General features: G+C 71.6%; 30 protein-coding genes. 11 read left to right on the forward strand and 19 right to left on the reverse strand.

From position 1 onward, the window contains the following. Positions 1 to 71 precede the first annotated feature (71 nt). Both ACFY6U_RS07815 and ACFY6U_RS07820 read left to right on the forward strand, forming a co-directional pair. A complete protein-coding gene (locus ACFY6U_RS07815) occupies positions 72 to 827 on the forward strand; it encodes an SDR family NAD(P)-dependent oxidoreductase (protein ID WP_390035731.1) in 756 nt (251 codons plus the stop codon). A 65-nt stretch (positions 828 to 892) separates the two neighbouring features. Next, positions 893 to 1,774 (forward strand): ABC transporter substrate-binding protein, encoded by an 882-nt coding sequence (locus ACFY6U_RS07820; RefSeq protein WP_390035733.1) that lies wholly within the window; start codon positions 893 to 895, stop codon positions 1,772 to 1,774. A gap of 19 nt (positions 1,775 to 1,793) precedes the next feature. Here ACFY6U_RS07820 and ACFY6U_RS07825 read toward each other — a convergent pair whose 3' ends face one another. The 4 genes from ACFY6U_RS07825 to ACFY6U_RS07840 all read right to left on the reverse strand — a co-directional run bounded on the left by ACFY6U_RS07825 (position 1,794) and on the right by ACFY6U_RS07840 (position 6,019). Then, the gene (locus ACFY6U_RS07825; RefSeq protein ID WP_390035735.1) at positions 1,794 to 2,729 is read right to left on the reverse strand and encodes an RNA polymerase sigma-70 factor; all 936 of its coding nucleotides are present in this window, start codon (positions 2,727 to 2,729) and stop codon (positions 1,794 to 1,796) included. Between the two features lie 545 nt (positions 2,730 to 3,274). Next, positions 3,275 to 3,616 (reverse strand): hypothetical protein, encoded by a 342-nt coding sequence (locus ACFY6U_RS07830; RefSeq protein WP_390035737.1) that lies wholly within the window; start codon positions 3,614 to 3,616, stop codon positions 3,275 to 3,277. A 14-nt stretch (positions 3,617 to 3,630) separates the two neighbouring features. Continuing rightward, positions 3,631 to 4,986: an NAD(P)/FAD-dependent oxidoreductase gene (locus ACFY6U_RS07835; protein WP_390035739.1), complete on the reverse strand. Its 1,356-nt coding sequence runs from the start codon at positions 4,984 to 4,986 to the stop codon at positions 3,631 to 3,633. A 67-nt stretch (positions 4,987 to 5,053) separates the two neighbouring features. Further along, a complete protein-coding gene (locus ACFY6U_RS07840) occupies positions 5,054 to 6,019 on the reverse strand; it encodes an ABC transporter permease (protein WP_390035741.1) in 966 nt (321 codons plus the stop codon). A gap of 197 nt (positions 6,020 to 6,216) precedes the next feature. Between ACFY6U_RS07840 and ACFY6U_RS07845 the strand changes: the two genes are divergently transcribed. From ACFY6U_RS07845 to ACFY6U_RS07885, 9 genes are all read left to right on the forward strand, one after another. After that, entirely contained in the window at positions 6,217 to 6,693 is a 477-nt protein-coding gene (locus tag ACFY6U_RS07845) for a MarR family winged helix-turn-helix transcriptional regulator (protein WP_390035743.1), read from the forward strand. A gap of 62 nt (positions 6,694 to 6,755) precedes the next feature. Next, a complete protein-coding gene (locus ACFY6U_RS07850; RefSeq protein ID WP_390035745.1) occupies positions 6,756 to 7,364 on the forward strand; it encodes a flavin reductase family protein in 609 nt (202 codons plus the stop codon). 147 nt (positions 7,365 to 7,511) lie between these two features. Next, the gene (locus tag ACFY6U_RS07855) at positions 7,512 to 7,943 is read left to right on the forward strand and encodes a GntR family transcriptional regulator (protein WP_390035747.1); all 432 of its coding nucleotides are present in this window, start codon (positions 7,512 to 7,514) and stop codon (positions 7,941 to 7,943) included. Then, complete coding sequence (locus ACFY6U_RS07860) at positions 7,940 to 8,854, forward strand: ATP-binding cassette domain-containing protein (protein WP_390035749.1); 915 nt, start codon at positions 7,940 to 7,942, stop codon at positions 8,852 to 8,854. The genes ACFY6U_RS07855 and ACFY6U_RS07860 overlap by 4 nt, the downstream gene beginning before the upstream one ends. Further along, positions 8,851 to 9,807, forward strand: coding sequence for a transporter (locus ACFY6U_RS07865; protein WP_390035751.1), 957 nt, complete (start codon positions 8,851 to 8,853; stop codon positions 9,805 to 9,807). The genes ACFY6U_RS07860 and ACFY6U_RS07865 overlap by 4 nt, the downstream gene beginning before the upstream one ends. A 200-nt stretch (positions 9,808 to 10,007) precedes the next feature. Then, complete coding sequence (locus ACFY6U_RS07870) at positions 10,008 to 11,144, forward strand: acyltransferase family protein (protein WP_390035753.1); 1,137 nt, start codon at positions 10,008 to 10,010, stop codon at positions 11,142 to 11,144. A 30-nt stretch (positions 11,145 to 11,174) separates the two neighbouring features. Beyond that, positions 11,175 to 11,954, forward strand: coding sequence for a polysaccharide deacetylase family protein (locus ACFY6U_RS07875; protein WP_390035755.1), 780 nt, complete (start codon positions 11,175 to 11,177; stop codon positions 11,952 to 11,954). A 113-nt stretch (positions 11,955 to 12,067) separates the two neighbouring features. Beyond that, the gene (locus ACFY6U_RS07880) at positions 12,068 to 12,871 is read left to right on the forward strand and encodes an SDR family NAD(P)-dependent oxidoreductase (RefSeq protein WP_390035756.1); all 804 of its coding nucleotides are present in this window, start codon (positions 12,068 to 12,070) and stop codon (positions 12,869 to 12,871) included. 16 nt (positions 12,872 to 12,887) lie between these two features. Then, positions 12,888 to 13,637 (forward strand): SDR family NAD(P)-dependent oxidoreductase, encoded by a 750-nt coding sequence (locus ACFY6U_RS07885; protein WP_390036542.1) that lies wholly within the window; start codon positions 12,888 to 12,890, stop codon positions 13,635 to 13,637. Between the two features lie 137 nt (positions 13,638 to 13,774). Here the strand turns inward: ACFY6U_RS07885 and ACFY6U_RS07890 are convergent, their stop codons facing one another. The 15 genes from ACFY6U_RS07890 to ACFY6U_RS07960 form a co-directional block, all read right to left on the reverse strand. Further along, on the reverse strand, positions 13,775 to 14,854 hold the full coding sequence (locus ACFY6U_RS07890) for an MBL fold metallo-hydrolase (RefSeq protein ID WP_390035758.1): 1,080 nt from the start codon (positions 14,852 to 14,854) through the stop codon (positions 13,775 to 13,777). Then, positions 14,851 to 16,401, reverse strand: a complete 1,551-nt coding sequence (locus ACFY6U_RS07895) for a class I adenylate-forming enzyme family protein (RefSeq protein ID WP_390035760.1) — start codon at positions 16,399 to 16,401, stop codon at positions 14,851 to 14,853. The genes ACFY6U_RS07890 and ACFY6U_RS07895 overlap by 4 nt, the downstream gene beginning before the upstream one ends. A gap of 63 nt (positions 16,402 to 16,464) precedes the next feature. Continuing rightward, positions 16,465 to 16,785 (reverse strand): EthD family reductase, encoded by a 321-nt coding sequence (locus tag ACFY6U_RS07900; protein WP_390035762.1) that lies wholly within the window; start codon positions 16,783 to 16,785, stop codon positions 16,465 to 16,467. A gap of 18 nt (positions 16,786 to 16,803) precedes the next feature. Next, positions 16,804 to 17,187, reverse strand: coding sequence for a nuclear transport factor 2 family protein (locus ACFY6U_RS07905; RefSeq protein WP_390035764.1), 384 nt, complete (start codon positions 17,185 to 17,187; stop codon positions 16,804 to 16,806). After that, entirely contained in the window at positions 17,184 to 17,534 is a 351-nt protein-coding gene (locus ACFY6U_RS07910; RefSeq protein WP_390035766.1) for a nuclear transport factor 2 family protein, read from the reverse strand. Before ACFY6U_RS07910 ends, ACFY6U_RS07905 begins: the two co-directional genes overlap by 4 nt. Before the next feature lie 114 nt (positions 17,535 to 17,648). Next, complete coding sequence (locus ACFY6U_RS07915) at positions 17,649 to 18,275, reverse strand: TetR/AcrR family transcriptional regulator (protein ID WP_351492711.1); 627 nt, start codon at positions 18,273 to 18,275, stop codon at positions 17,649 to 17,651. 116 nt (positions 18,276 to 18,391) lie between these two features. Continuing rightward, positions 18,392 to 19,180 carry an enoyl-CoA hydratase/isomerase family protein gene (locus ACFY6U_RS07920; RefSeq protein WP_390035768.1) on the reverse strand — a complete coding sequence of 263 codons (789 nt, stop codon included), beginning with the start codon at positions 19,178 to 19,180 and terminating at the stop codon, positions 18,392 to 18,394. Then, positions 19,177 to 19,947 carry an SDR family NAD(P)-dependent oxidoreductase gene (locus ACFY6U_RS07925; protein ID WP_390035770.1) on the reverse strand — a complete coding sequence of 257 codons (771 nt, stop codon included), beginning with the start codon at positions 19,945 to 19,947 and terminating at the stop codon, positions 19,177 to 19,179. Before ACFY6U_RS07925 ends, ACFY6U_RS07920 begins: the two co-directional genes overlap by 4 nt. Beyond that, positions 19,944 to 20,750 carry an SDR family oxidoreductase gene (locus tag ACFY6U_RS07930; protein WP_390035772.1) on the reverse strand — a complete coding sequence of 269 codons (807 nt, stop codon included), beginning with the start codon at positions 20,748 to 20,750 and terminating at the stop codon, positions 19,944 to 19,946. Before ACFY6U_RS07930 ends, ACFY6U_RS07925 begins: the two co-directional genes overlap by 4 nt. Beyond that, complete coding sequence (locus ACFY6U_RS07935) at positions 20,747 to 21,961, reverse strand: acyl-CoA dehydrogenase family protein (RefSeq protein WP_351492702.1); 1,215 nt, start codon at positions 21,959 to 21,961, stop codon at positions 20,747 to 20,749. The genes ACFY6U_RS07930 and ACFY6U_RS07935 overlap by 4 nt, the downstream gene beginning before the upstream one ends. A 12-nt stretch (positions 21,962 to 21,973) precedes the next feature. Then, positions 21,974 to 22,963, reverse strand: coding sequence for a phosphotransferase family protein (locus ACFY6U_RS07940; protein WP_390035774.1), 990 nt, complete (start codon positions 22,961 to 22,963; stop codon positions 21,974 to 21,976). After that, positions 22,960 to 24,171: an acyl-CoA dehydrogenase family protein gene (locus ACFY6U_RS07945; RefSeq protein WP_390035776.1), complete on the reverse strand. Its 1,212-nt coding sequence runs from the start codon at positions 24,169 to 24,171 to the stop codon at positions 22,960 to 22,962. Before ACFY6U_RS07945 ends, ACFY6U_RS07940 begins: the two co-directional genes overlap by 4 nt. A 31-nt stretch (positions 24,172 to 24,202) precedes the next feature. Then, positions 24,203 to 25,351, reverse strand: coding sequence for a thiolase family protein (locus ACFY6U_RS07950; protein WP_390035778.1), 1,149 nt, complete (start codon positions 25,349 to 25,351; stop codon positions 24,203 to 24,205). Beyond that, positions 25,348 to 25,719: a Zn-ribbon domain-containing OB-fold protein gene (locus ACFY6U_RS07955; RefSeq protein ID WP_390035780.1), complete on the reverse strand. Its 372-nt coding sequence runs from the start codon at positions 25,717 to 25,719 to the stop codon at positions 25,348 to 25,350. The genes ACFY6U_RS07950 and ACFY6U_RS07955 overlap by 4 nt, the downstream gene beginning before the upstream one ends. Further along, entirely contained in the window at positions 25,704 to 26,492 is a 789-nt protein-coding gene (locus tag ACFY6U_RS07960) for an enoyl-CoA hydratase/isomerase family protein (protein ID WP_351492692.1), read from the reverse strand. The genes ACFY6U_RS07955 and ACFY6U_RS07960 overlap by 16 nt, the downstream gene beginning before the upstream one ends. Between the last annotated feature and the right edge of the window lie 77 nt (positions 26,493 to 26,569).

A 26,569-nucleotide genomic window follows, 5' to 3' on the forward strand; every position in this document is an offset into this window, starting at 1 on the left:
TCGGTGCGATGCGAAGGACAACCGCGCGCGGCCCTTCCGACGGGCCGCGACGACGAGAAGGAGGTGATCTCATGACCGGGACACCCGGCAGAGTGGCGTTGGTGACGGGCGCCAGCAGCGGAATCGGGGCGGCCACCGCGCGGCTCCTCGCCGCACGGGGGACGGGCGTGGTGGTCAACTACCTCAGCAGCGCCGAAGCGGCCGAGGAGGTCGTGGCCGGCATCGGGGCCGCCGGCGGCCGGGCCATGGCCGTCCAGGCCGACGTGCGTGAGGCAGCGGCGATCGAGGACATGGTCGGGCGGGTCCGGGCCGCGTGGGGCGGCATCGACGTACTCGTGCACAACGCGCTCATCCCGTACGCGGTCAAGTCGTTCCAGGAGATGACGTGGGGGGAGCTGGGCGGCAAGCTCGACGCCGAGTTGCACGCGGCGTTCGCGGTCACCAAGGCCGTCCTGCCCCACATGACCGAGCAGGGCTGGGGACGCATCGTCTACCTCGGTACCGGCCTGAGCCGCCGCCCCCGGGCGGGCATGGTCGCGCTGGGGACGGCCAAGGCCGCGCTGGAAGGGCTGGCCCGCTATCTCGCCCAGGAACTGGGTCCGCACGGAATCACGGTCAACGTGGTCGCGCCCGGTGCGGTGGAGGACACCCGGATGGCCGGCGTGACCGGCGACGCGGTCAGGGAGCGGCAGGTGGCCGCCACCCCGCTGGGCCGCCTGGCGCGCCCGGCCGACGTCGCCCAGGCGATCGCCTTCTACACCGGCGAGGACAACACCTTCATGACCGGCACCACCGCCGCGGTCAACGGCGGAATGACGATGTACTGACGCACCCGCCGTCCGGCGCGCACGGAGCGCCGACCTCCCGGACCGCACGACCGAGAAAGGCCGTCATGCACACCATCGATCTCGCCTACGTCGGCCGTGGCCTGCACGAGGAACTGGCCGCCTATGTCGCCGACCAGCAGGACTACTACGCCGACGAGGGAGTGCACGTCGCACTGCGCGACGGCTGCACGTGGGACGAGGAGCGGCTGCGCCGCTGCGCCACCATCGGGCTCGGCAGGGCACTGCTGTCACGGCTGGCCGACGGGACTCCCTGGGTCGCCCTCAACGTCAACACACACCGTCCGCTGTTCTGGTTCCTCGCCCGCCCCGGCCTGACCTCCCTGGCCGATCTGGCCGGCCGGCGGCTGGCCGTGCACGCCCCCCGCACCGCACCCGGATGCTTCGCCCGGATCGTGCTGCGCCGGGCCGGTCTCGATCCCGACCGCGACCTGCACACCGTCGTCCGTGCGCCCGGCGACTACGGCCTGGACCTGCGCGGGCTGCACGAGGGCAGCATCGACGCCGCCTACGTGGGCAGCACCATGGCGCCGGAGGCGGTGGCCGCCGAGCACGGCTGGCAGTTGCTGGCCTGGGTGGGCGACCACTTCCAGATCCCCACCGTGGGCGTGGCCGTGGACCCCACCCACATCCCGCCCGACGACCCCGCGGTCCAGGCCGTCGTACGTGCGCACCGCCGTGCCCTGCAGGTGATCCACGACGACCCCGGGACCACGCTGCGGCACATCCGGACATTCCTCGGCGGACAGACCGCGGAAGAGGTCCGAGCACACTACGAGACGTTCATCGAGCCGTACTTCACCGACGACGGCCGAGCCGATCTCGAGGTCGGCGAGAGCGCGATCAGGGCGGTCGCGGCCGAACTCGGCGTGCCCGCCTCCGTCACCGCAGCCGAGATGTACCGCACCGCGGCGTTCGAGCCCGGTTGAGGAAGCCGGGGAGTGCGGCTCATCCGTCAACCGCCGCAAGGCCGGGCGCAGTTGCGCCTCGGGCGCCGGAGTCCAGAAACGCGGCGATCTTGCCGGGGTCGAACACCCACATCACCCTGCGGATGCCTTCCCGGGAAGCGGCGATCGTCAGGATCGTGGTGGGGGAACCGTCGCGGTAGATCATCACGCCCGTACGGCCGTTGGCCTCGACCAGCCGCAGGTCCGTGCCCTGCCAGAACCGGCGGGTCGCGGTGGCCAGGTTGGCCACACGCGCAGGCCCCACCACAGGTACCCGGGCGGCCCCCCGCAGACCGTTGCCGTCGGACAGGCTGACGACGTCAGGGGCGAGGACGGCTTCCAGGGAGGCCACATCGCCGGTGCGAGCCGCTGAGACGAAGGCGTCCAGCAGGCGCCGATGCTCCAGCGCGTCCACACTCGAGCGCGGCTCGCCCGCAAGGCGTTTGCGCGAACGGCTCACGATCTGGCGGACGTTGACGACGCTGAGCTGCAGGATCTCGGCGATCTCCGGATAGGAGTAGTCGAACGCCTCGCGCAGGACGTACGCGGCCCGCTCGGTGGGGCTCAGCTTCTCCAGCACGAGCAACAGGGCCAGCTCCAGAGCCTCCGCCCGCTGCGCGCCCACCTCCGGATCACAACCGGTGTCGACGGGCTCGGGCAACCACGGCCCGATGTAGGTCTCCCGGCGCACCCGCGCCGACTGCGCCACGTTGATGGCCAGGCGGGTCGTCGCGCTGGACAGGAAGGCCACGGGGCTCAGCACCACGGAGCGGTCGGTCTTCTGCCAGCGCAGCCACACCTCCTGGACCACGTCCTCGGCCTCGGCCACACTGCCGAGCACACGGTAGGCGATCCCGAAGAGGCGCGCCCGGTACTGCACGAAGGCAGAGACAGCCTCGTCAAGGTCACTCGTCGCAGGGGACGACTTGAGATACATGGTCCTGTGGTCCTCGTTCCTCCGGATACGGCAGTCGCGTGGCGGGATCACATCGCTACCGCGGACACGCGGACGGCTTCGGCAAGCGGTCCAGGGGACAAGCGGCAACTGGAAGTCACGACTGGTCCCGTCGCAGCTGAACCAGAGATCCGGATCGGCCCCGCTCCTCTGTCGGAGCAACGGCGGTCAGGCGGAGACATCGTGGTCTCGCGGCCCGCCCCTCGGCTGACCTCAGGACTCTGTTCAGGTAGTACATGCATTCTTCGCCAACCAGGCCAGACTGGGTCATAGCGGTGTCCGGGCGCATCGCATGATCGAGTGATTCGGCCGGCCCCGGGACGGGCGGTGGATCGCGCGGCCCGCGGGCACCGCGTCAGGGCAGGTCCGAACGGCCGGAGTGGCTCGGTGCACTCCCGGGGCGCATCGCATGATCTGGTGATTCGACGCGGCCGGCCGACGGCGTCGAGGTACGGGCCCGTGACGCGGCCGCCGCTCCGGGCCGCGGCTCCGGCAGCGGAAGCGTCAACGCGGTTCGCAGCCGGCGTTCAGCTCAACGATTTCAGGAGCACGGCGAAGCACAGGGCCATGGCCACGCTGGTCAGGATCATCGCGGTGAGCGTTCCTCGCAGCCAGCGCGTGAAGCGGACCCGGTGCCGCTCCTGCACCTCGGTGACGTGTGCCGCGATGTGTTCCGTCACGATGCGCGCGACGTATGTCTGTTCCTTCAGGTACCAGCTCTCGATGTCCACCTTCTGCTCCCGGGTCAGCCCCGGTACCCGTGTGGTGAAGACCGTGACGCGCTGCCGTGCCGCTGCCAGATGGGCGTGCCGGTACAGGAAGGTCTCGATGTCGGTCAGGCCGCGCGCGGCCTCCTTGCTCGTGTTCATGGTGTGCTCCACGGTCATGCGGCCGTACGACCGCTCGTCGGGCTCTCGCCGGCGTGCTGCGGATCGCCGCTCGTGACGAACGCGTCGCGTGGATGCTGGACGGAGGCGAGAGAGACGAGATCCCGGCCGAAGACCGCGGCCGTGAGCCAGACCGTGAGGACGCGGATCTTGCGTTCCCATGAGGGCACGGCCAGGACGTGGTAGCCCCGGTGCATCAGCCAGGCAGGAAGTCCCTTGATGACGATCCTCTTGTACTGGAAGATGCCCCGCCCCAGCCCGAGCGTGGCCACCACCCCCAGGCTGCTGTGACGGTAGTTCTTGATGCGCCTCCCGCGCAGGTCGGCCACGATGTTCTTCGCGAGGCGCCTGCCCTGCCGTACGGCGTGCTGGGCGTTCGGCACCGTGTGAGCCCCCGGCACCGTGGAGGCCAGGTCGGGCACGGCCGCGTCGTCCCCGGCCGCCCATGCGTCCGGGACGGGTTCGCTGCCGGTGCCCACGCGCAGGTCGGGGCGGACCACGAGCAGGCCCCGTTCGTCGATCGGAAGATCCGAGTGGTTGTGCACGACCGGATTGGAGGCGTTGCCGGCGGTCCACACGACCAGCGCGGAATCGAACTCCTCCCCGTCGGAGAGCACTACACGGCCGTCGGCGAGGGAGCGGATCTGTGTGTCGAGGTGAACGTGCGCGCCACGACGCTCCAGGGAGCGCACCACCCAGGCGCCCGGCTTGTCCCCCACCTCGGGGAGGATCCGGCCCCGGGCCTCGACCAGGTGGAAGGAGAGTTCGTCAGCGCTCAGCTCCGGGTACGACTTGAGCATCGCCGTCGCGAGCGACAGGAGTTCCCCGAAGCCCTCGACCCCGGAGAACCCGCCGCCCACGAACGTGACGGTCAACAGCCGCCGCCGCTCGGCGCCGGGAGGCAGGGAGGCCGCCTGGTCGAACGCGGTCATCAGCCGGTCGCGGATGGCCACCGCCTCTTCGACGTGCTTCAGACCGATCGCGTGCCGGGCGAGCCCCGGGATGGGAAAGGTGCGGGTCACGGCACCGGCGGTCACGACGAGGGTGTCGTAACGCAGTTCGTACTCCGCTCCGTCGGCGGGTCGTACCGTGACCGTCCGGTCCGCGTGGCGGATCGCCGTCACGGTTCCCGCGATCAGCCGGGCGCGGCGCAGGTGCCGCCGCAGCGACACGGCGGCGTGCCGGGCCTCGACCGATCCCGCCGTCACCTCCGGCAGAAACGGTTGGTACGTCATGTACGGGCGGGGGTCGACAACCGTGACCCGCGCCTCTGCCGCACTGAGCCTCTTCTCCAGGCCCCATGCGGCGTAGAAGCCTGCATAGCCGCCACCGACGATCACAATTTCGCGCATCAGACCCTCTGTTTGTTGTTCGACACCCCTTAGACAAGACAGGGCCAGAAGGTGTGACAGGGCGGTCTCATGACCTCGCGGCGTGCACGATCCCGGCCGATGCGGCGATCCGGTCCAGCAGGAAAAGCCCCGCCACGCAGAGCGCGATCCATGTCGACAGCACCACTATGCCGCTGGTCAGTCCGTCGTGGTGGAAGTAGGCGATCCCGTCCAGCGCGCGGACGCCGACGCCCGCGGGCATGACCGAGGCGAGCGGCTTCAGCCAGCCGGGCAGGAATTCGGGAGGCAGCACTCCACCGCTGGTGGCGTTCCCCATGACCAGCATGAAGATCGACGCCAGCGGAACCCCGACCGGACCGAAGATGCGGATCAGGAGCACGGTGGCCGCCGCAACGGCCCCCGCCATCAGCGTCACGAGTCCCGCGATGCCCAGGAAGGGGCCGGATATGGCGCCGAAGGCCGTACTCGCGATGAGGGTCGCCCCCAGCCCGCCGACGACCGCGAACAGCGCCAGACTGGACACGCGCTGCCCGAAGGACAGGCGCGGTGCCACCTGATAGGTCATCTGGCCGAAGAGGAAGCCCGAGAGCACCAGGCCGAACGACGCGTAGAAGACCGACAGGCCGCGGCTGTCCCCGGACGAAAGGGGGAGGATGTCGGTCACGGGCATCCTGTGACCCGCCGCCTGGCAGCCGGAGCCGCACAGCGTGCCGAGGGGTGCCACCAGCGCGGACACGGCGGGACCGTTCGCGCCGGCGTAGACGATCCTGGGCGTGCCGTCGTCGGCCAGCAGCGCGGCGTACGCGCGGCGGTGCTCGACCGCCGAGCGGGCCGAGGCGTCGTCCTGGTAGCGGTCCACCTGGAAGGCGTCCGGCGAGACGCGCTGGAGCCGGACGTCGAAGAGCGCCGCGGTCTTGTCGGACGCGGCCACGGCGATCGGCAGGCGGTGCGCCTTGGGCGTATGGAAGGCGGCGAGAAAAACGCTGACGAAGACCAGACCGATGGTGAGCACGGTGATGACGGGCTTGAGCACCGCCTGCCGGCCGGTCAGCCCCGAACGCTCGGGGGGAGCGTCGGTCTGCGGACCGGGACGGTGACGGTGTCGCGCCGGCCCTGGGTCCGCACCGGGGAGATGATCTTGGCTTGTGGAGGTGGTGGTGCTGGGCACGGTTCCCCGATCCTCATGATGTAAGGTACCTGATATAAGTTAACAGATACGTGGAGTATGCAGTGACAGTGTGGGATCCCAGCGAGCGCATCGGCTATCTGCTCTGGCAGCTCTCGCAGGCCTACGCGCAGCGCATCGAACAGGCGCTGCGCCCGCTCAGGCTGACCCAGGCGCAGTACAGCGCGCTGGTGCGGCTGACCCGGGACGGCACCATGTCCAGCGCCGAACTCGCCCGCCGCTGCGGCGTCACCGCCCAGTCGATGGGCACGGCGCTGCGCGACCTGGTGGAGCGTGGGCTGGTCCGGCGGCAGGCCCACCCCACCCACGGGAAGATCGTCGAGATGTCCGTCACCGCCGCCGGGGTGGAGCTGGCACTGCAGGGCGAGGGCGTACTGGAACCGTGCGAGCGGGAAGCCCTCCAGGCCTTTCTGCCCGAGGAGCAGGAACAGGTGCGCGAACACCTCCAGCGCATGCTCGGCACCCTCAACCCACGGGCGCTCGGAGCCGCCGGGCCACCCGACGAGACGCACGGTGCGTGAGCCGGCACGACACACCCGGCGGGCTGCGGGAGGCCCAGGCGTGCCGGTCCGATACTCGGTCCATGCGTGTGGAATACGCCCCCGAGGCGATGAGCAGCACGGACTTCTACAGGTTTCTGACGTCGGTCGTCATTCCCCGGCCGATCGCATGGGTCTCCACGATCACACCCGACGGAAGGACCGAGAACCTGGCCCCGCACTCCTTCTTCAGCATCGCCAGCACCGATCCCCCGATCGTCCAGTTCACCTCGATCGGCCGTAAGGACTCGCTGCGGAACGTCGAGGAGACCGGGGAGTTCGTCGTCAACTTCTCGTCCGAACCGCTCCTGCAGCTCATCAACGCCACGGCCGTCGACTTCCCGCGCTCGGTGAGCGAGTTCGACACCGCGGGCATCGAGCGGGAGGCCAGCCGAAGCGTGCGTCCGCCCAGGGTGGCGGCCGCCCATGTGGCTCTGGAGTGCCGTTCCCACACAACCCTGCGCATGGGGAACTGCACCCTGGTCTTCGGACGGGTGCTCCATGCCGCGGCCGACGAGAACTACCTCGCCGACGGCCGCCCCAGCAGCGAGCTGCTGCGCCCCCTGACCAAGCTCGGCGGCGACGAATGGGGCACTCTCGGCGAGGTGCTGCACCTGAACCGCATCCCGTACGAGGAACCCGGCACCGCCTGATTCCCCTCGTGTCCCACCCGGGCGGCAGGGCCCCGGCGGCACCCCGTCCCCGTTCACGCGCTCACAGGCGTTTGACAGCGCGACCGGAGATCCACCATGCTTCCATTAATTCATTAGCACAAGCGTGGTGGAACCGAGGAAGACGACGTGATCGACTACCGGATCGACCGTGGCAGCGGCGTACCGGCCTATGTGCAGATCGTCGAGCAGACCGAACGAGCGCTCCGGATGGGCTTCCTCAAGGTCGGGGACAAGCTGCCCACGGCCAAGGAGGTGGTGGCGGCGACCGCCATCAACCCCAACACCGTGCTCCGGGCCTACCGCGACCTGGAGCAGGCCGGCCTGGTCGAACTGCGCCGCGGCCTCGGAACCTTCGTGACGCGATCACTCGCCCGGCCCGGCGCGGAGGACGACTCGCCGCTGCGCCGGGAGGTGACCGGCTGGGTGGCACGCGCCCGGGCCGGAGGCCTGGAACGGGCCGATGTCCTCGCCATGGTCACAGCGGCCCTGGACGCCCACGACAACGAACACGACAGCCACCCCCCGGGCGACCGGGAACGCAGGAAGGAGGACGCATGACCGGGCCTGACGCGCCGGCCGCGCTGCGCGCCACGGGACTCGGATTCCGGTACCGAAGGCGGGGCGACTGGGCCCTGCGGGACTGCGAGTTCACCGTACCCGGCGGTCGTATAGCCGCCCTCGTCGGACGCAACGGTGCCGGCAAGAGCACCCTGTTGCACCTGGCCGGCGGCCTCCTGCGAGCCGGCTCCGGGGACCTGCGGGTGCTGGGCGCCGCGCCCGGCACCACCGAGGCCCGCACCCGGGTCGCCCTGCTCACCCAGGACAAGCCGCTCTACCCCCGTTTCACCGTGGCGGACACCCTGCTGATGGGCGAGAAGCTGAACTCCTCGTGGGACCGGCGGGCCGCCGAGCGGATCGTCCACGAGGGCGGCATCCCGCTCCACGCCCGCGTCGGCGAACTCTCGCCCGGCCGGCGCACCCGCGTCGCGCTCGCCCTGGCCCTCGGCAAACGGCCCGAACTCCTGCTGCTCGACGAGCCGTTGGCCGACCTCGACCCCGTGGCACGAGGCGAGATCATGGCGGCGCTGATGGCCGAGGCCGCCGAGCGCGGCACGAGCATCGTGCTCTCCTCGCACGTGCTGCCCGAGCTGGAGGAGACCTGCGACTGGGTGCTGATGCTGCGCGACGGCCGCGCCGAACTGAGCGAGGACGCCGAGGCACTGCGCGAGAGTCACGCCGTACTGACCGGACCCGCCGACCGGGCCGACGCCCTGGCCGCACAGCACACCGTCGTACACCGCCGTACCGCCGGCAGACAGCTGACCGCCCTGGTGCGGCAACGCGGACCGCTGCGCGGCGACTGGCACGCGGCACGGCCCCGGCTGGAGGACATCCTGATCGGCCATCTCCAGGCCGAGGAGGCGCCGGGCCTCCCCGCCGCGGCCGAGCGGACGGAGGCGGCGGCGTGAAAGGCTCCCTCTGGCTCGCCTGGCGCCAGCAGCGCGTCGCCGCCGGCGTCGGCGCGGCCGCCCTGCTGCTCACCGCGGCGATCGCCGCGTACTACCGTTCGGGCATGCTGGACGCCCTGCACAGCGGGCTGTTCGACCACTGCGCCACCGGGCCGCTGTACTGCACACGGTCAGACACCGGCCTGCCGCTCCTGCTCGACGTCGAGCCGCTGAAGTACCTCGGGGCGCTGAACATCGTCCTGCCCGTCGTCATCGGCGTCTTCTGGGGAGCCCCGCTGCTGGGCCGCGACCGGGAACTGGGCACCCATCGCCTGGTCCTCTCCCAGGGGCTGAGCCGCGGTCAGTGGTTCGCTTCCCGGTTCGCCCTGGCCGCGGCGACCACGACCGCCCTCTCCGGCCTGCTCGCGGGCGTGTTCGCCTGGTGGTGGCGGCCGGCCGCCGACCGCAGCTACGGCCTGTTCTGGTACGACACCACGGCCCTGAGCGGCTCGGGCCCCCGTGTCGTCGCGGCCGCCCTGTTCGGCCTGGCAGCCGGCACCCTGCTGGGCCTGCTGGCCCGCCGGGTCCTGGCAGCGATGGGCCTGACCCTGCTGGTGACGGGGACGACGGCACTCCTGCTGGAGTGGACGCACTGGACCCGGCTCCTGGTGCCGCCGCACACCTACGTCAGCGCCGGCAGCACCCCCAAGGCGCCGATGGGCGAGAAGTGGTCGACCGGCAACTACGGCCTCATCACGGCCTCCGGCCGCCACGACTCCGTGTTCAACTGCGCCTACCCGTCAGGTACCCAGCTCAAGGAGTGCATGACGGCCCACGGGTACGTGGCCCGCTTCTACGAGGCCAACCCGGCCGGTGACTACTGGACCTTCCAGTGGACCGACACCGCGGTCCTCGGCGGCCTCGCCGCCCTGCTCACGATCGTCACGGTGCTGCTCCTGCGCCGCCGCGTCTGACGTCGTCGCCCTACCGTCTCGCTCACCCCTCACCCTTCACCCCTCACCTGGATTCCGCTCTTCTCTTTCTTCCCTACGGAGGTCGCTTCGTCATGCCCGCCGACACCGACTCGCCGAAGAAACCGCGCCCGCACGGCCGGTCCGAGATATGCGTCAGCCGCTCGCTGCCGGCCGTCTGCTGACCCGGCCCCGGTTCCGACATGCCGTCCCCCGAACCCCACAGCGGGCAGTCGCGCCTCGTCGCGATCGACGGGCTGCGCCTGGTGGCAGCGCTGATGGTCGCCGCGTACCACTTCCTGGGCACGCCCACCCCGCACTTCTGGGGCAGAACCGAGCTCCGGGACTCCGCCCCGCTCCTGCACGGGATCAGTGCCTACGGCTGGCTCGGCGTCGAGTTCTTCTTCCTCATCAGCGGCTTCGTGATCTGCATGAGCTGCTGGGGACGGACCCCGGCGCAGTTCACCGTCTCCCGCGTCTCACGGCTCTTCCCGGCCTACTGGTGCGCGGTACTCCTGGTCGTCCTGCTCGTCCTGGTCTCACGGCTGGGCCGGTGGCCCGCCGCCACGCGCATCGACCCGCGTACGGTCCTGGGGAACCTGACCATGGCCCCCGGGCCGCTGGGACTCGATCCGGTCGACGGGGTCAGCTGGACCCTCTGGGTGGAGGCACGCTTCTACCTGCTGATGGCCGCGCTCCTCGTCTTCGGTCTGTCCTACCGGCGGGTGGTGGCCTTCTGCGGAGCCTGGCTCCTGGCCGGTGTCATCGCCCGTGAACTCCACTCACCCCTGCTCGACGAATTCGTCCTGACCCGGTACACCGGCCTGTTCGTCGCCGGGATCGTGCTCCACCTCATGCACAGATTCGGACGGAGTCTTCTGCTCTGGCTGCTGCTCGGTTTCGCCTGGTGCTACCAACTCACCGTGCTCGAACTGAGGGTGGCCGACCACGCCGCCGTACCTCCCGGCGAGAGCCGGCCCTCCTGGGCCGTCTGCGCGGTCGTGCTCACCGGCTGCCTCGGGCTGCTGGCCCTCGCCGGAATCGGCCCGCTCACCGGACTGCGATGGCGCTGGCCGGTCACCGCGGGGGCGCTCACCTACCCCTTCTACCTCGTCCACCAGAGCCTCGGAATCCCCCTGGCCAAGGGCTTGGTCCGGGCGTTCCCGTGGCTGGGGCCGCTGCCCGCGACGACGCTGTCCGTCGTCTGCATGCTGGGGCTCTCCCTGCTGGTCCACAGGCTGGTGGAGCGTCGGCTCGGACGCCGCCTGAGACACCGCCTGACGCTCGACATGCGGCCGCGGGACCTCTCCGCGCGGCCCGCCCTCACCCGCACGCGATAACCCCGCGACTCCACCGAAGAAAGGTCTCGCATGCTCTTCAACACACGTACCAGACGGTCTCGCATACTCATCGCCGTCGCGACCGCGGCGGCCGCCGTCGTGGCCGTCGCCGTCACCCTGGCTCTGACGGTGACGACCTACGACCACACCTCGCCGCGCGCCGCCCGGGCCAAGGCATCGGGATCGGTGGCCGGAGACGTCGACTGCCGCAAGGCGAAGTGCGTGGCCCTCAGCTTCGACGGCGGTCCCAGCCCGACGACTCCCAAGCTGCTGGACATCCTCAAGCAGCGCCATCTGCACGCCACGTTCTTCGTGCAGGGCAGGGGCCACATCTCGAAGTACCCCGACATCCTGCGCCGGATCGCGCAGGAGGGGGACGAAATCGGCAACCACACCTGGACTCACCCGAGGCTGACGGATCTCGACGAGGCCGACGCCCGTGCGGAGCTGACCCGGACCCAGGACGCCATCGAGAAGATCACCGGCACCAGGCCCGTCCTGATGCGTCCGCCGGAGGGCCGCACCAACCGCAAGGTGGCCAAGATCTGCCGGGAGCTGGGCCTTGCTCAGGTGCTGTGGAGCGTCACCGCCAAGGACTACGAGACGACCGACTCCGCCCTGATCACCCAGCGGGTGCTCGACCAGACCCACCGCGACGGCATCATCCTGCTGCACGACCTGCACAAGGGGACCGTGCCCGCCGTCCCCGGGATTCTCAACGCACTCAAGGAGCGGGGCTACACCGTCGTCACGGTCTCGCAACTGCTCGCCCCCGCCAAGCCCGAGCCCGGGATGGTCTACCGGCCCTGAGGCACCTCGACGGCGGTCCCACCCCTTGTCGCTCTCCCCCGCAGGAACCTACACTCGGAGTGAACTGAAGTTGGTTCAGTTCAGGATCCGCCGCGGGCGGAAGGGAGCGGACGATGGATGGCGCCCTCTTGGACAGGGTCGCTCTCGTCACCGGTGCGGGCCAGGGCATCGGCCGGGCCGTCGCGGTGGAGCTGGCCCGGCAGGGCGCGTCGGCCGTGGCCGTCGCCGACATCGACGAGACGGCCGTCGGCGAGACTGCCGCGATGGTGCGTGGCGAGGGGGCGAAGGCCGAGACGATCGTGTGCGATCTGCGGGTGCGCGACGACATCGAGGCCATGGTGGCGCGGTGTGCCGAGCGCTTCGGGGGCCTCGACGTGCTGGCCAACAACGCCGGAGTGATCGACACCGCGTTCACGACCGGCCAGGACCACGGTGTCGCCTCGCTCCCCGAGGAGGTCTGGGACGTCGTCTACGAGGTCAATCTCAAGGCCGTCTGGCTGACGACCAAGTTCGCGGCGCCCCATCTGCGGCGGTCCGCGCGCGGCCCGGCCATCGTCAACACCGCCTCCGTCTCGGGCCTCGTCGGCTTCCCCAACTGCCCCGCATACGGCGTCACCAAGGCCGGTGTCATCCACCTGACCAAGGTCACCGCGGTCGATCTGGCCCCGGTGCGCTGCAACTGCCTCTGTCCCGGCGTCATCGACACACGGCTGACACAGGACCACTTCGCAGCCGCCGGGGATCGCGAGGCGACGGAACGGGCGCTGCTGGCCCCGCAGTTGGTTGACCGGCTGGGGCGGCCGGGGGAAGTGGCCCGGCTCGCCTGCTTCCTGGCCTCGGAGAGCGCGGCGTTCATCACGGGCGCCGCCTATGTGATCGACGGCGGCGCGCTGGCCTGGCGCGGTGTCAAGGACTGAGGGAGGGACGGGCGTGATGGAGACGAGGCTGGGCGGCCGGGTGGCCCTGGTGACCGGCGCGACCGGCGGCATCGGCGACGCCGTCGTACGGCGGTTCGCGGCCGAAGGCGCCACCGTGGTGGTGACGGACGTCGACGCGGAGTGCTGCGAGAAGCTCGCCGAGGAGGTCGGGGGCGGTGCCGTCGGACTCGCGCTGGACGTGACCGACGAGTCGGCCTGGGAGGCCGTCGTGGACCGGGTGACCGGCCGGCTCGGCTCCCTGTCCGTGCTGGTGAACAACGCCGGGATCGCCGCGATGCGCACCGTCGAGACGGAGACCCGGGAGTCCTGGGACCAGGTGATCGCGGTCACCCAGACCGGTGTCTGGCTGGGCATGAAGCACGCCGGCGCGGCCGTCGAACGGTCGGGCGGCGGCTCGGTCGTCAACGTCGCGTCGATCTTCGGTACGGTCGGCGGCTTCGGCTCCCAGTTCTCGTACCACGCGGCCAAGGGCGCCGTACGACTCATGACGAAGAACGCCGCGCTGCACTGGGCGCGGCGCGGCGTCCGGGTCAACTCCCTGCATCCCGGTTTCATCGAGACGCCCCGGTCCCGTGAACTGTGGCGGGGCACACCGCGGTTGGCCGCGATGCTCGACGGCACGCCCCTCGGCCGGCTCGGCACGCCCGAGGAGGTCGCGGCGGCCGTGGCGTTCCTGGCCTCCGACGACGCGAGCTTCATGACCGGCTCGGAGCTGTACGTCGACGGAGGCTGGACGGCGCGCTAGGCGCTCCGCCGGCAGTGCCTCATCGGGTCGTCCGGCGGCCGCGGCGCCGTAGCAGCTGGTCGCGCAGTTCCTCCCCCAGCCTTCGGCTGGGGGTACCCCCAGCGCCCTGCTGCGGCGCCGCCGAACCGCAGTTGACTTCACCCGGCCTGTTTTTCGGCGTTGATGCGAGGGTGCGCGGTGTAGTGGTCGACGCCGTCGCCGGACCGGGTGCGCCGGACGTGACCGCGGGCCGCCAGCACGTCGAGGTGGGCCGCGGTCTCGTTGACCGCGAGCATCTGGTTGAAGGCGTTCAGCTCGGCGAAGGCGACCTTGCGCCGCGTCCACCCCAACTCCCCCGCCACGTCGTGGGCGTTGAGCGTACGGTCGGCGAGGACCGCCAGGGTCTGCGCGAGCCGGTCGTCATGATGGGCCAGCAACTCGCCGACCCGGGCGTGCACGCTGTCGCCCACCGGGCCGTGCGCGGGCAGCAGCCGGGCGTCCGCGAGCGTCGTCATCCTGCGCAGCGAGTCGAGGTAGTCCCCCAACGGCAGCCCTGCCGGGCCGAGTTCGAAGCCGATGGAGGGGGTGATGTGCGGCAGGACGTGGTCACCGGAGAACAGCAGGCCGCGGGCGTGGTCGAGGTAGACGACGTGCCCCCGGGTGTGGCCCGGGGTCGGGACGACCTGCAGCCTCGCGTCGCCGAACCGGAGTTCCTCCGCCTCCAGCCAGCGGTCGGGGGCCTCCCACACGTCCGGGTCGAAGTCGCCGTGGTCCATCGCGGCCACCTGCTCGGCGAGTTCGCCCGCACCGGACCGCGTCAGCGTCTCCAGCGAACCGGCCGGCTGCGTCGTACGGAGTGCTCCGAGCAGCTCCAGGCCCGCGCGTTCGCCGGCGCCCAGGTAGACCCGGGAGCCGAGCAGCCGGCGCAGCGCCACGGCCTGGGTGTAGTGGTCGCGGTGGATGTGGGTGACCAGGATGTGGCTGATGTCGCCGAGGTCGTGGCCGAGGCCGGCGAGCGCGTCCTCCAGCGCCTTGTGGGACTCGGGAACCGACCAGCCTCCGTCGATCAGGACCAGCCCCTCCGCCAGGCCTTCCAGCGCGTACACGTTGACCGCGCGCAGCCCGTCGTCCGGCAGCGGCAGCGGGATGCGGTGGACGCCGGGCCGTACGGTCTCGGCGCCCGCTTCCGCCCACCGGCCGCGGTCGAAGCGAGGGGTGCGGGTCGTGGGGGAGGTCATGCGTCTCCTTGCCGGTGCGACGGGCGGTGGGGGTGCGGGGCCGGCTCGGGGACGAGCCGGGTGTGGAGGTCGTGTGCCAGCCTGCGGGCTCCGGGGCGGTCGAGCTTGCCCACCGTGGTCTGCGGCAACTCCGCCACGGTGAAGGCGAACTCGGGCCACTTGGCCTTGGACAGGCCGGTGCGGTCGAGGTGTGCGGTGAGGTCGCCGAGGTCGAGGTCGTCATGGCCGTCCTCAGTGACCACGAGCACGGCCGCGCGTTCACCGAGCAGCGGGTCCGGCACCGGCACCACGCACGCCCGGGCGACACCCGGGTGGGCGGCGACGGCGCGTTCGATCTCGGTGATGTCGAGGTTGCGGCCGCCTCGGATGATGACGTCCTTCTCCCGGCCCATGATGGTGACCGTCCCGTCGTCACCGGTCACCAGCAGGTCCCCGGTGGGGAAGAAGCCGTCCGGGGTGAGGGCGGGCGGCTCCGTCTTGCCGTCGCGGGCGTACCCCAGGAACAGCGAGGGGCCGCGGACCTCGGCCCGGCCGGTCGTTCCCGGGCCGAGGACGGTGCCGTCGGCGGCGACCGCGCGCAACTCGGTACCGGGGAAGGGGCGTCCGTCCCGGCCCAGCCGGATCTCCTCGGGGTCGTCGGGACGAGGGGAGGTGTGCCCCAGGCATTCGGACATGCCGAAGACGCGCAGGATCCGGGTGCCGAGCGAGCGTTCGGCACGGGCGAGGGCGCCGCGGTCCATGGGGCCACCGCCGACGGTGATGGAGCGGACGCCTTCGAGGACCCGCGATCCGGCGGCCGCCGAGCCCATCTGCAGTGCCATGGTCGGCACGCACATGGTCCACCGGACGTCGTTCGCGGACATCCGCGCCAGTGCCTCCTCGCGGTCCCAACGGCCGCTCAGGACCAGCGGGCCGCCGAGCATCAGCGCCATGCCCACCCCGAAGCAGTACGCGGCGGTGGAGGAGAGGGGCACGAGGGCGGCCACCGCGTCGCCGTCGCGCAGCCCGTTGGTCTCCGCGGTGCGGGCGCACGCGTAGCGCAGGGCGCTCTCGGACTGGACCACTCCCTTGGGCCGTCCGGTGGAGCCGGAGGTGAGGCCGATGAGCGCGCCGCCGGACCAGCGGGAGACATCGCGCGGGCCGTGACCGGGGAGGACCGTCCAGCCGTCGAGGGCCTCGGCCGTCCGCGCGCCCGCGACGCCCTCCCGCGCCCGCCATCCCTCGACCGCGGACGGCTCGGCGATGATCGCGTCGGGGCGTATGTCCTCCAGAGCCGCCGCGAACTCGGCCCGGGTCGTGTGGCGGTTGACCAGCGCCAGGACGCCGCCGGTCATCCCCACGGCGAGGGTGGCGGCGACGGTGCGCCAGGAGTTGTCGGCCTGGAGCAGGACGGTCCCGCCGGGCGAGCCGTCCGGTGCCATGACGCCGGCCAGATCGGCCGCGCGCGCCAGCAGGTCGTGCGCGCCGTGCCGGCCCGTGTCGTCGACGACGGCTGTGAAGTCGGCCCTTTCCGCGCGTCGCTGGAACTCCCGCACTGTCTGTCGCATCCGCTGCTTCCTCGCCTCTTCGCGCGAAAGGTGGTGGTGGCTGTCCGGCTCCGGCGGGCGTGCTCAGCCCGGGAACATCTCCATCTCGCCGCCCAGGACGGCGATCCTTCGGCCCCGCATGTCCCCGACCTGGGCGACCGCGGCCGCCCACTCGGGGCTGCCCAGTGCCTTGTGCAGGTCCTCGGCGGTGTCGAAGCCCAGGACGGAGACCCCGTCCCAGCCCTCGGAGCGCGGTTCGAGGGCCGCGTCGATGTCGGTGTGCCGCCAGGAGCGCAGGCCGGGCAGGGCGCGGGTGAGTTCGGCGTGTTCGCCGCGCCACCAGCCGATGAACCGCTCGTGCGTCCACTCGGGCGGCCGGGCGGCCAGCAGGATCAGGTTGTACATCGCGCCTCCTCGGGCTTCTCAGGTGAACAGCACCTCGGGCGAGCGCCCGATCATCAGCCGCCGCAGCCGGCCGGTCTCGTCCAGCCGCGCGCCGGCCACGAAGGTCGCCTCCGGCACTCCGGAGCGCCGCACCTCGCCGAGGAACAGCTCGTCCCGGCCGACGGTGCCCGCCGTGAGCAGGTGATGGGTGCGGACGCCCACCTCGCGCTGGGCGAGGTAGCCGGTCAGCTCGGCCCGGCCGCCGTGGAAGTCGGTCGCACCGCCGTCACCGGTCGAGAAGAGGATGGAGAACGAGAAGTCGTCGCTGATCAGATCCAGGATGCGGTCCGCGTCCGCACTGTCGAGGATGGCGAACCAGCGGGTCAGAAACGCTGCGGTGGACTGCGCGGCCGGGGCGGTCACGGCCGGTCCACCAGGTCGAACTCGGTGGTGAAGAAGGACTGGTAGCGCGCCATCAGCCCGGCGGGCGAGACCCGCGCGGCGGAGAGGAACGCCCCCGTGGTCACGCCCTTCTCGACGACGAAGCCGTACGCGGTCTCGACGTCGCCGTCCACCGCGTACCTCTTGATCTCATGGGTACGTTCCACGGCCCGGCGCCCGGCTATGTACACGGCGAACTCCTCGCGCGAGGTTCCGCTGCGCTCACCTCCGGGCAGGGCGATGAGGAAGCGGAATCCGGGCTCCACCAGCTCCAGGGCCTTCTCCGGATCCTGGCCGTCCATTCGGGCCATGTATTCGCGAAGCACCATTGCCGATCGCTCTCCCTACGGACATCTCGCTACCGAAATCCTGTAGCAACTTGAGTTCAGTTCAGTTTGATCCCAGGACGGCCGCCCCGGCAAGAGGCGGGACGGACCCGGAGGTTATTCGGCGACCATGCGCACCACGCATCCCTCGATCAGCTCGCTGATCTCGGAGAGCGGGATCGCCCCGGTCGGGCGGTACCAGCGCCAGACGCTGACGATCATGCCGAGCACGGCCAGGCCGAGGGTGTGGGCGTCACGCAGCGGGAAGGCCCCCTTGGACATGCCCCGCATCAGCAGGTTGGTCCAGTCCCGCTCGACCATCTGCACGAGCTGGCGGGCCGCGACCCGCTCGGTCTCCTCCCGCTTCGACTTGCGCGGATTGGCCAGCAGGGACATGTTCGCCTGCAGGATGCGCATCTGGCGGATCTCCTGTTCGGTGACCGCGAAGGCGGAGCGCACCGCCGCGCGTACCTCCTCGACCGGCTCCGTCACGTCCTTCGTGGCCTCGACGAACTGGTCGTGGGAGCGCTGGAGCTCCAGGCGCATGATGGTGAGCAGGCAGTGGGCCTTCGACTCGAAGTAGTGGTAGAGCGCCGTCTGCCCGATGCCGACCCGGTCGGCGACCTCGGACCACTTGGTGCTCTCGTAGCCGTCCTCCCCGAACCGCTCCACGGCGGCCACCAGGATGGCCGCCCGCTTCGACCTGGGCCCCTCCTCCGGATCCACGATCCGCGCCCTTGCCATCGTCTCTCCCTCTGCTCCACGGCCGGTTCCGATCACCGTCCGGTCGTCCGAGAGTAGACCCAAGTTCAGGTTGGCTTCGAATCGACGGGACGCAAGGGTGCGGGCGGCCCCGCCCGTCACCGCGCTGCCGCACGCGTGAAGTCCGGCCGCCGCCGGCCGAGGAACGCGGCCATGCCCTCCCGCCCCTCCCCGGACACGGCGGCCGCGGCCAGCCGCCGGGCCTCCGCGTCGAGCTGTTCGTCCAGCCCGGCCGAGAACGCGCCGGCGACCAGCCGCCGGGTCACGCCGTAGGCCTCGGTGGCCCCGCGCGCCAGTGTCCTCGCGGCACCCTCGGCTTCCTGCCGGAGCCGCTCCGGCGCGACCACCCTGCTCACGAGCCCGATCTCCAGGGCCTCCGCGGCGGACACCCTCCGGTTGGTCAGCAGGAGGTCCAGCGCCCGCTTGGGGCCGACGAGCCGGGGCAGCAGCCAGCTCACCCCGGCGTCCGGCGAGAACCCGATCGCGGTGTACGCCGCCGTGAAGTGGGCGTCCGCGGCGGCGAACCCGAGGTCGGCGGCCATGGCCAGCCCGAGACCGGCCCCGGCGACCGCCCCCTGCACGGCCGCCACCAGCGGAGCGTCGAGGCCGGCGAAGATCCGCAGCGCCCCGTGCAGTGCGCCGGTGACGTCGGTGAGGTGCCCGGCCAGCCCCTCCCCGGACACGGCGGCGAACTCCTTCAGGTCGCCGCCCACACAGAAAGAGGACCCCCGCCCGGTGAGCAGCACCGCCCGCACCCGGGCCGCCTCGCACTCCCGTGCCGCCTCCAGCAGTCCCCGGGCCGTCGCGAGGTCGATCGCGTTGCCCGAACCCCGGCACATCTCGACGTGCGCCACCCCGGCGTCGTCGATCTCGACGGTGACCCTCATCGCGCCGTCCACCCGCCGTCCACGGTGAGCACCTGGCCCGTGCAGTACGAGGACGCGTCCGAGGCCAGGTACAGCAGCGCTCCGTCCAGCTCGCCCGCTGCGCCGCCGCGCCCGAGCATCGTGCCGCGCTCGACCCAGCGCCGGGAGCGTTCGTCGGCGAAGAGTCCGTCGGTCATCTCGGAGCGGAACCATCCGGGTGCGAGGGCGTTCACCCGCACCCCCGCCTGTCCCCACTGCCCGGCCAGTTCGCGCGTCAGCCCGAGGAGCCCCGCCTTGGAGGCGGCGTAGGCGGCCCCGCCGAGCGGGGCACCGGCCACCAGCCCGAGGACGGAGGAGACGTTGACGACCGATCCCGTAAGGTCATGATCTCTCCGTGCCTCGGCGAGCAGCCGGGCGAGGTGGAACGGTGCCACGAGGTTGACGGCCAGGACGTCCGCGAAATCGCCGGGGCTCTCGTCCTCGGCGCGAACGGCCCCGGGTGCGCCCGCGTTGTTGACCAGGACGTCGAGCCGGCCGCCGTGCTCGAAGGCGGTCTCCGCCAGCCGGACGCGGTCCGCCTCGCTCGCCACGTCGCAGACGACCGGGTGGATGCGCGGGTCGCCGTCGGCCAGTTCCTTCAGCCGGTCCGGCCGCCTGGCCGCCGCGAACACCGTGGCCCCGGCGGCGGCCAGCACCGTGGCGAAGCGCGCGCCCAGCCCCGACGAGGCCCCGGTGACCACGGCCGTCCGGCCTTCCAGCGAGAACAGGTCCACGCCCGCGCCGGTCACCCTTCCACCCCGATCGGCAGTGCGGTCGCCCCGCCGTCCAGGACGAGTGTCTGGCCGGTCATCCAGGACGAGGCCCCGGACGCGAGGAACACCGCGGCGTTCGCCACGTCCTCGACCGTTCCCAGCCTGCGCAGGGGCAGCTTCGCGGTGAGGATCGGCTCCCTCGGCTCCCATACGGCCCGCGCCAGTTCGGTCTTGATCAGGCCGGGCGCGATCGCGTTGACCCTGGCGTACGGCCCGAGTTCGTAGGCGAGCTGCCGGGTCAGGTGGAGCATCGCCGCCTTGGTGGCGTTGTACCAGCCGATGTGCGGATCGACGACCAGTCCGCCGACGGAGGCGATGTTGACGACGGCTCCCCCGTGTTCGCGCATCCAGGCCTGCCAGGCGTGCCGGGTCCAGACGACCATGCCGTACTGGTTGACCTCCACGGTCTTCTGCGCGCGCGGTGGGTCGAGATCGAGGAGGGGGCCCATGTAGGGGTTGGTGGCCGCGTTGTTGACCAGCACGTCGAGCCGGCCGAACCGGCCCATGGTCTCCTCGACGCACCGCTCGGCGTCCTCCGGCCGGCCCGCGTGGGCGACCACCTCGTGCACCTCGCCGTCGCCCTTGACCCGCAGCAACTCCTCGCGGGCGGCCGCCAGTCCGTCCGGCTTGCGGGCGGCGATCACCACATGGGCGCCCGCCTCCCGGTACGCCTTCGCGATGCCCAGGCCGATCCCCCGGGAGCCGCCGGTGATCAGGGCCACCCGCCCGTCCAGCGCCCGCCCGTCCAATGCCTGTGCGTTCGGTGCCTGTGTGTTCATGCCGACTCCTCGGGATACCGGGCCAGTTCGCGCCGGGCGACGGTGCGCAGGTGCACCTCGTCCGGGCCGTCCGCGATCCGCAGCGCCCGGGTGATGGCGTACAACCGGGCCAGCACGGTGTCGTCGCTGACCCCGGCCGCCCCGTGCGCCTGGACCGCCCGGTCGACCACCCGGTGGGCCACCTCCAGCGCGGCCACCTTGATCGCGGCGACCTCGGTGCGGGCGGCCGCGTTGCCCGAGGTGTCCATCAGCCAGGCCGACTTCAGTACCAGCAGGCGCAGTTGCTCGATCTCGATCCGGCTGCGCGCGATCCACTCACGTACGACACCCTGTTCGGCGAGCGGACCGCCGAAGGCGGTACGGGTCAGGGTCCGGCGGCACATCAGCTCCAGGGCGCGTTCGGCGAATCCGACCGCCCGCATGGCGTAGTGCATACGGCCGGGCCCCAGCCGCCCCTGGGCCAGCGCGAATCCCTCGCCCTCGCCGCCGAGCAGCGCGGACACCGGCACCCGTACGTCCTCGAAGAGCACGTCTCCGTGGCCGCAGCGGTCGGTGTAGCCGAACATGGGCAGATCGCGCAGGACGGTGATGCCCGGGGTGTCGCGCGGGATCAGCAGCATGCTCTGCTGCCGGTAGGTGGGTGCGTCCGGATCGGTGACCCCCATCAGGACGATCAGCCGGCAGTCCGGGTCCAGGATCCCGGAGGTGTACCACTTGTGGCCGTTGACGACGTACTCGTCGCCGTCCCGGGTGATCCGGGTGCGGATGTTGCGTGCGTCGGAGCTGGCCACCTCGGGCTCGGTCATGGCGAAGCAGGAACGGATCCGGGCGGCCAGCAGCGGTCGCAGCCAGCGGTCCTGCTGTTCGGGGGTGCCGTACAGAGCGAGCAGTTCCATGTTGCCGGTGTCGGGGGCCGAGCAGTTGAACACCTCGGGTCCGATGACGGAGCGTCCGGCCAGTTCGGCGAGCGGGGCGTATTCGAGGTTGGTGAGGCCCGCGCCCCAGTCGCCGTGGGCGAGGAAGAGGTTCCACAGCCCCTCGGCGCGCGCCTTCTCCTGCAACTCCCGCATGATCGGCGGGAGCCGGTGCGGGTCGTCCGCTTCGGCGAGCTGACGGTCGTGGACGGGTTCCGCGGGCAGGACGTACTCCGCCATGAACGCGGCCATGCGGGAACGGAGTTCGTCGGCCCTGGGCGAGAGTCCGAAATCCATGGGGTGGCTCCTTCAGGGCCGTCGGGTTCGCCGGGTGGTTCCGGCGAGCAGGTCGGCGGCCGTGCGGATCATCGCCGCGATGGTCGGGGGCAGCCGCTCCTGGTCCGGGTCGTGGTGCTTGCCCTCGCGGTGCCTGCGCAGGTTGTGTCCCATGATCGCCGCCATCTTGGTGCGGGCCAGGGCGCGGAACCAGTCGAGGGCGGGTGGTTCGGGACGGCCGTCGAGGTAGGCGGTGAGCAGTTCTTCCTCGGTGGGCAGACCGGGGACCGCGCGGCCGAGGCGGGGGAAGTTGCGGTGGTCGGTGAAGAGCAGGAACCACGCGAGGTCGATGCGCGGATCGCCGTACCCCCAGATCTCCCAGTCGACGACGGCCGCCGGCCGTTCGCCCCGGCACAGGACGTTGCCGAGACGGAAGTCGCCGTGGGTGAGGGTGGGGGCCGTGCTGTCGGGGATGCCCGCGGCCAGTGCGCCCAGGACTTCCTCGGAGCCGGGGCGGAGTCCGTCCGGAACCGCTCGCATGGTGCGGCTCCACCGTTCCAACTCTCCTGCCGCGTCGAGGGGTTCGGCAACCTCGGGACACGGCGTCCCGTGCAGGTCCCTGAGCACGCCGGCCAGGGCGAGCATGCGGGTCCGGCACAGTCCGGGATCCAGGCGGTGCTCGTCGAGGACCGGTTCGACGGCCTCGCCGTCCACGAACTCCATGGCGAACCAGGCCGGTTCGGTCTCGTCCACGGCCACGACGGCCGGGACGGGGACCGGCGACCCGGCGAGCGCGCGCAGGATCCGGGCCTGCCGCAGTACGTCGTTGCGGCCGACGGCGCGCTGTCCCGGTGGCACCGCCTTCACGACGTACGGCACCTCTCCCGCCGTGACGGAGTAGGTGAGGCCCGAGTGCCCTCCGGGCAGGGTCTGCAGGTGACCGGGCGGCTCGTGCGGGTGCCGGGCGGAGAGCCCTGCGCGGACCCGCCGTCCGAGTTCGGCAACTTCGGTCGTCGTACTCACCTGCTGGTCCCCTTCGGCTCTTTGGGCAGCCGGAGCACGCGCTCGGCCAGGATGTTGCGCTGGATCTCGTCGCTGCCGCCGGCGATGCGGTAGCCGGGGGCGCCGAGCAGGTGCTCGGTCCAGGCGAAGGTGCCCCACTCCCCCGTGTCGGCGGCCAGCCGTGGTCCGAGGAGCTGCTGGACGAGGTCGGTGGTGGCGCGCATGGTCGCGGTGGCGTGCAGCTTGCCGACCGATGCCTCGGCGCCCGGTTCCCTGCCGGCGGCCAGAGCGGCCGTCACCCGCAGTCCGGTGAGCCGCTGGACGAGCGTGCGGACGTAGAGGTCGGCCGCCTGCAGCTGTTCGCCGCCGGTGAGCGGGCGGGGCAGCCGCCGGGCGAGGTCCAGGGCGCGCTCGGCGTTGTCCAGGCCGAGGCCGCCGGAGTCGAGGCGCTCGGCGGCGAGCACGGTGAGGGTGACCCGCCAGCCCTCGCCGACCGGGCCGAGCCGGTCGGTGTCGGGCACGAAGACGTCGTCCAGGTAGACCTCGTTGAAGCTGGAGCCGCCGGTCATCTGCCGGATCGGCCGCACGGTCACGCCCGGCGCGTCCATCCGGACCAGGAGGACCGTGATGCCCGCGTGCCTGGGGGCGTCGGGGTCGGTGCGGCAGACGGCGACGCCCCAGGTGGCGACCCGGGCGCCGGACGTCCAGACCTTGTGTCCGCGCACCACCCAGCCGTCGCCCTCCCGCACGGCCCGGGTACGGACGCCGGCCAGGTCGGAACCGGCCTCGGTCTCCGAGAAGAGCTGGCAGGCGAGTTCGTCGGTGCGGAGCATGGGGCGCAGCCAGCGCCGCTGCTGTTCGTCCGTGCCCCAGATACGGATGGCAGGCGCGACGAGTTGCCGGGTGACCGGGAAGATTTCGGTGCGCCGCGGCACGTCGAACGCCGCTTCCTCGGCTCGGTACAACTGTTCGTAGTACGAGGGAAGTTCGCGGCCTCCGTACTCCGCCGGCCAGTCGAGGGCACCCCAGCCCTGGTCGTACCGGGTGCGCTCCCACCGCCGTATCAGGTCGGTGTGGGCACGCTCTTCCGCCTCGGTCCGGTTCTCGAAGACCGCCACCGAGTCGTCGCCGTGCCCCCAGTCCTGGTGGGCGACGCGCTCTTTCGCCACGCCGGCCAGCCAGTTCCGGGCCTCGGCGCGGAACTCCGCCGGCTCGGGAATGCCGCTCATGGTTCTCCGACCTCCCTTCTTCTCGATGCGCTCAGCGGGTCAGCACGGTGCAGGCGCTGACGCCCGGCGCCCCGTACACGTGGGTGAAGCCGGCCATCGGAGCACCGGGCACCTGGCGCTCGCCCGCACGGCCGCGCAACTGCTGGACGACCTCGTGTACTTGGCGCAGCCCGGAGGCTCCTATGGGTTCTCCGTTGGCGATGCAGCCGCCGTCGGTGTTGACGGGCAGCGAGCCGCCGATCCCGGTCGCCCCGAAGGGGATGAGCGACTCCTGTTCGCCGTGTGCGCAGAAGCCGCACTCGGCCAGGTGCATCACCTCGGCGCCGCTCTCGGTGTCCTGGAGCTGGCACACGTCGACGTCCCCGGGGCCCAGCCCGGCCTCCTCGAAGGCGTGTTGCGCGGCGTCCGCGCTCACGCTGGTCGGGGTCCCTGGCGGTGCCCAGGGGCTGAACACCTCGAAGGAGCCGAACCGGCGGGTCCGTACGACGGCCGCCCGCAGCGTGACCGGGGTACCGCCGAGCTCACGGGCCACGGCGCGGCTGCACAGGACCAGCGCGACCGCGCCCTGGCCGGGCGAGCAGAACATGTACCGGGTCAGCGGGTCGTTGACCATGCCGGACGCGAGGATCTCGTCGGCGTCGAGCGGCTTGCGCCGCCAGGCGAGCGGGTTGAGCGCGCCGTTCGCGTACGCCTTCTCGGCGACCAGTGCGAGGGTGCGGGGGCTGATGCCGTGGTCGTGCATGTACCGCTGGATCTTCATCGCGAAGAACTGCGTGGTGACCATCAGCCCGTCGCGGCCGTAGGCCTCGTCCAGCCCCCAGTCGGCGGGCCGTGGGGCGAAGGCGCCGCGCGGGTGCTTGTCGAAGCCGACCGCGAGGGCGACGTCCGCCGCCCCCGACCGGATCGCGTGGACCGCCGACACCAGCGCGCTGCCGCCGGTGGCGCAGCCGTTGCGGACGTTGGTGAACGGCACGCCGGTCAGGCCGAGTTCGGAGACCAGCGTGTCGGCGTTGCCGGCGGCGTCGCTGCCGCCGTACGCGGCCCGCACCCGCGACCACGGGAGTCCGGCGTCCTGGAGAGCGGCATGTACGGCCTGCACGGCCAGTTCCCGGCCGCTCGCCTCCGTCCGGGCGAAGGAGGTGATCCCGGCGCCGCAGACGAGCACGTCCTCGGCGGTCATACGACGGCTCCCGTGGCCCTCGGCACACCGTCCCCCGCGGTGACGGTGACCGGCATGCCGATCTCCGCGTCCTCGGGCCGGATGTCCAGGGCGGCCAGTACCCTCACGCCCTCCGGGAGTTCGACGTATCCGACGGTGAACGGCGTGAACCCGGCGGCGGGCGGGACGTACGGCGGCGACTTGGGCGCGTACCGCTGCACGGTCCAGGTCCACAGCGTGCCGGTGGCGGAGAGCACCACCGGCTCGGCGGGGCCCCCGCAGCGGGGGCACCCGGGGCGGGCCGGGTAGGCGGCCACCGCGCAGTCGGCGCACCGGGAACCGCGCAGCCGGCTCCCGGTCCCCGCCGGGGCGCTCAGCGGCCCTTCCACTGCGGTTCCCGCTTCTCCAGGAAGGCCGCCACGCCCTCCGCCGCGTCCTCGGAGTTGAGCATCACGCCGACGGCGAGGTGTTCCATGACCATCAGGGACTGGATGTCCGCGTCGAGACTCCGGTCGATGGTCATCTTGGTGATCCACATGGTGAAGGGGCTCTTGTCGACGAGCTGGTCGGCGAACTCCTCGACGGTGGCGTCGAGTTTGTCGGCGGGTGCCGAGGAGTTGATGAGGCCGAACTCGGCGGCCTCGACCCCGGTGAGCAGCTTGCCGGTGAGCATGAGCTCCTTGGTCTTGCGGACGCCGATCATGCGGGGCACCCGGTAGATCGGCCCCGCTCCGCCGAACAGGGCGCGGCGGATGTGGAAGTCGCCGATCAGGGCGTCGTCCGCGGCGATCGCGAAGTCGCAGGAGATCATCAGCTCGAAGCCGCCGGCGGTGACATGCCCTTCGAGGACGGCGATCGACGGGGTCTTCATCGAGTACAGCCGGTCGCAGACCTTGGCCGACAGCACGGCGACGTCGATCGCGTTGGACCTGCCGACGAAGTCGGCCTTGAGGCTGTCCAGGTCGAACCCGGAGCAGAAGGTGTTGCCGCGCCCGCGCAGCACCAGCACCCGCAGTTCCGGGTCCGCGTCGACCTCGGTGATGATCTCGTCGAGGCGGTTGAGGATCGGCACGGTCACGCAGTTCTTCTTGTGCGGGCGGTTCAGCCAGACCCGCGCCACCTGCCCATCCCGCTCGAACTGGATCTCGTCTTCGACTGCCATGAGCCCCTCCAAACTGAACTGAATTGAGTTCGATTCTGGGGGCGGTAGATGCCCCTGTCAATGGTCCGGAAGATCGG

This window comes from Streptomyces sp. NPDC013157, assembly GCF_042899865.1.
Classification (GTDB): Bacteria; Actinomycetota; Actinomycetes; order Streptomycetales; family Streptomycetaceae; genus Streptomyces.

Bases quoted from the DNA above. Each gene is read 5' to 3' on its own strand.
- ACFY6U_RS07815 (WP_390035731.1), top strand. From the start codon at position 72: ATGACCGGGACACCCGGCAGAGTGGCGTTGGTGACGGGCGCCAGCAGC.
- ACFY6U_RS07820 (WP_390035733.1), top strand. From the start codon at position 893: ATGCACACCATCGATCTCGCCTACGTCGGCCGTGGCCTGCACGAGGAA.
- ACFY6U_RS07825 (WP_390035735.1), bottom strand. From the start codon at position 2,729: ATGTATCTCAAGTCGTCCCCTGCGACGAGTGACCTTGACGAGGCTGTC.
- ACFY6U_RS07830 (WP_390035737.1), bottom strand. From the start codon at position 3,616: ATGAACACGAGCAAGGAGGCCGCGCGCGGCCTGACCGACATCGAGACC.
- ACFY6U_RS07835 (WP_390035739.1), bottom strand. From the start codon at position 4,986: ATGCGCGAAATTGTGATCGTCGGTGGCGGCTATGCAGGCTTCTACGCC.
- ACFY6U_RS07850 (WP_390035745.1), top strand. From the start codon at position 6,756: ATGCGTGTGGAATACGCCCCCGAGGCGATGAGCAGCACGGACTTCTAC.
- ACFY6U_RS07860 (WP_390035749.1), top strand. From the start codon at position 7,940: ATGACCGGGCCTGACGCGCCGGCCGCGCTGCGCGCCACGGGACTCGGA.
- ACFY6U_RS07870 (WP_390035753.1), top strand. From the start codon at position 10,008: ATGCCGTCCCCCGAACCCCACAGCGGGCAGTCGCGCCTCGTCGCGATC.
- ACFY6U_RS07875 (WP_390035755.1), top strand. From the start codon at position 11,175: ATGCTCTTCAACACACGTACCAGACGGTCTCGCATACTCATCGCCGTC.
- ACFY6U_RS07880 (WP_390035756.1), top strand. From the start codon at position 12,068: ATGGATGGCGCCCTCTTGGACAGGGTCGCTCTCGTCACCGGTGCGGGC.
- ACFY6U_RS07885 (WP_390036542.1), top strand. From the start codon at position 12,888: ATGGAGACGAGGCTGGGCGGCCGGGTGGCCCTGGTGACCGGCGCGACC.
- ACFY6U_RS07890 (WP_390035758.1), bottom strand. From the start codon at position 14,854: ATGACCTCCCCCACGACCCGCACCCCTCGCTTCGACCGCGGCCGGTGG.
- ACFY6U_RS07895 (WP_390035760.1), bottom strand. From the start codon at position 16,401: ATGCGACAGACAGTGCGGGAGTTCCAGCGACGCGCGGAAAGGGCCGAC.
- ACFY6U_RS07900 (WP_390035762.1), bottom strand. From the start codon at position 16,785: ATGTACAACCTGATCCTGCTGGCCGCCCGGCCGCCCGAGTGGACGCAC.
- ACFY6U_RS07910 (WP_390035766.1), bottom strand. From the start codon at position 17,534: ATGGTGCTTCGCGAATACATGGCCCGAATGGACGGCCAGGATCCGGAG.
- ACFY6U_RS07915 (WP_351492711.1), bottom strand. From the start codon at position 18,275: ATGGCAAGGGCGCGGATCGTGGATCCGGAGGAGGGGCCCAGGTCGAAG.
- ACFY6U_RS07920 (WP_390035768.1), bottom strand. From the start codon at position 19,180: ATGAGGGTCACCGTCGAGATCGACGACGCCGGGGTGGCGCACGTCGAG.
- ACFY6U_RS07930 (WP_390035772.1), bottom strand. From the start codon at position 20,750: ATGAACACACAGGCACCGAACGCACAGGCATTGGACGGGCGGGCGCTG.
- ACFY6U_RS07935 (WP_351492702.1), bottom strand. From the start codon at position 21,961: ATGGATTTCGGACTCTCGCCCAGGGCCGACGAACTCCGTTCCCGCATG.
- ACFY6U_RS07945 (WP_390035776.1), bottom strand. From the start codon at position 24,171: ATGAGCGGCATTCCCGAGCCGGCGGAGTTCCGCGCCGAGGCCCGGAAC.
- ACFY6U_RS07950 (WP_390035778.1), bottom strand. From the start codon at position 25,351: ATGACCGCCGAGGACGTGCTCGTCTGCGGCGCCGGGATCACCTCCTTC.
- ACFY6U_RS07960 (WP_351492692.1), bottom strand. From the start codon at position 26,492: ATGGCAGTCGAAGACGAGATCCAGTTCGAGCGGGATGGGCAGGTGGCG.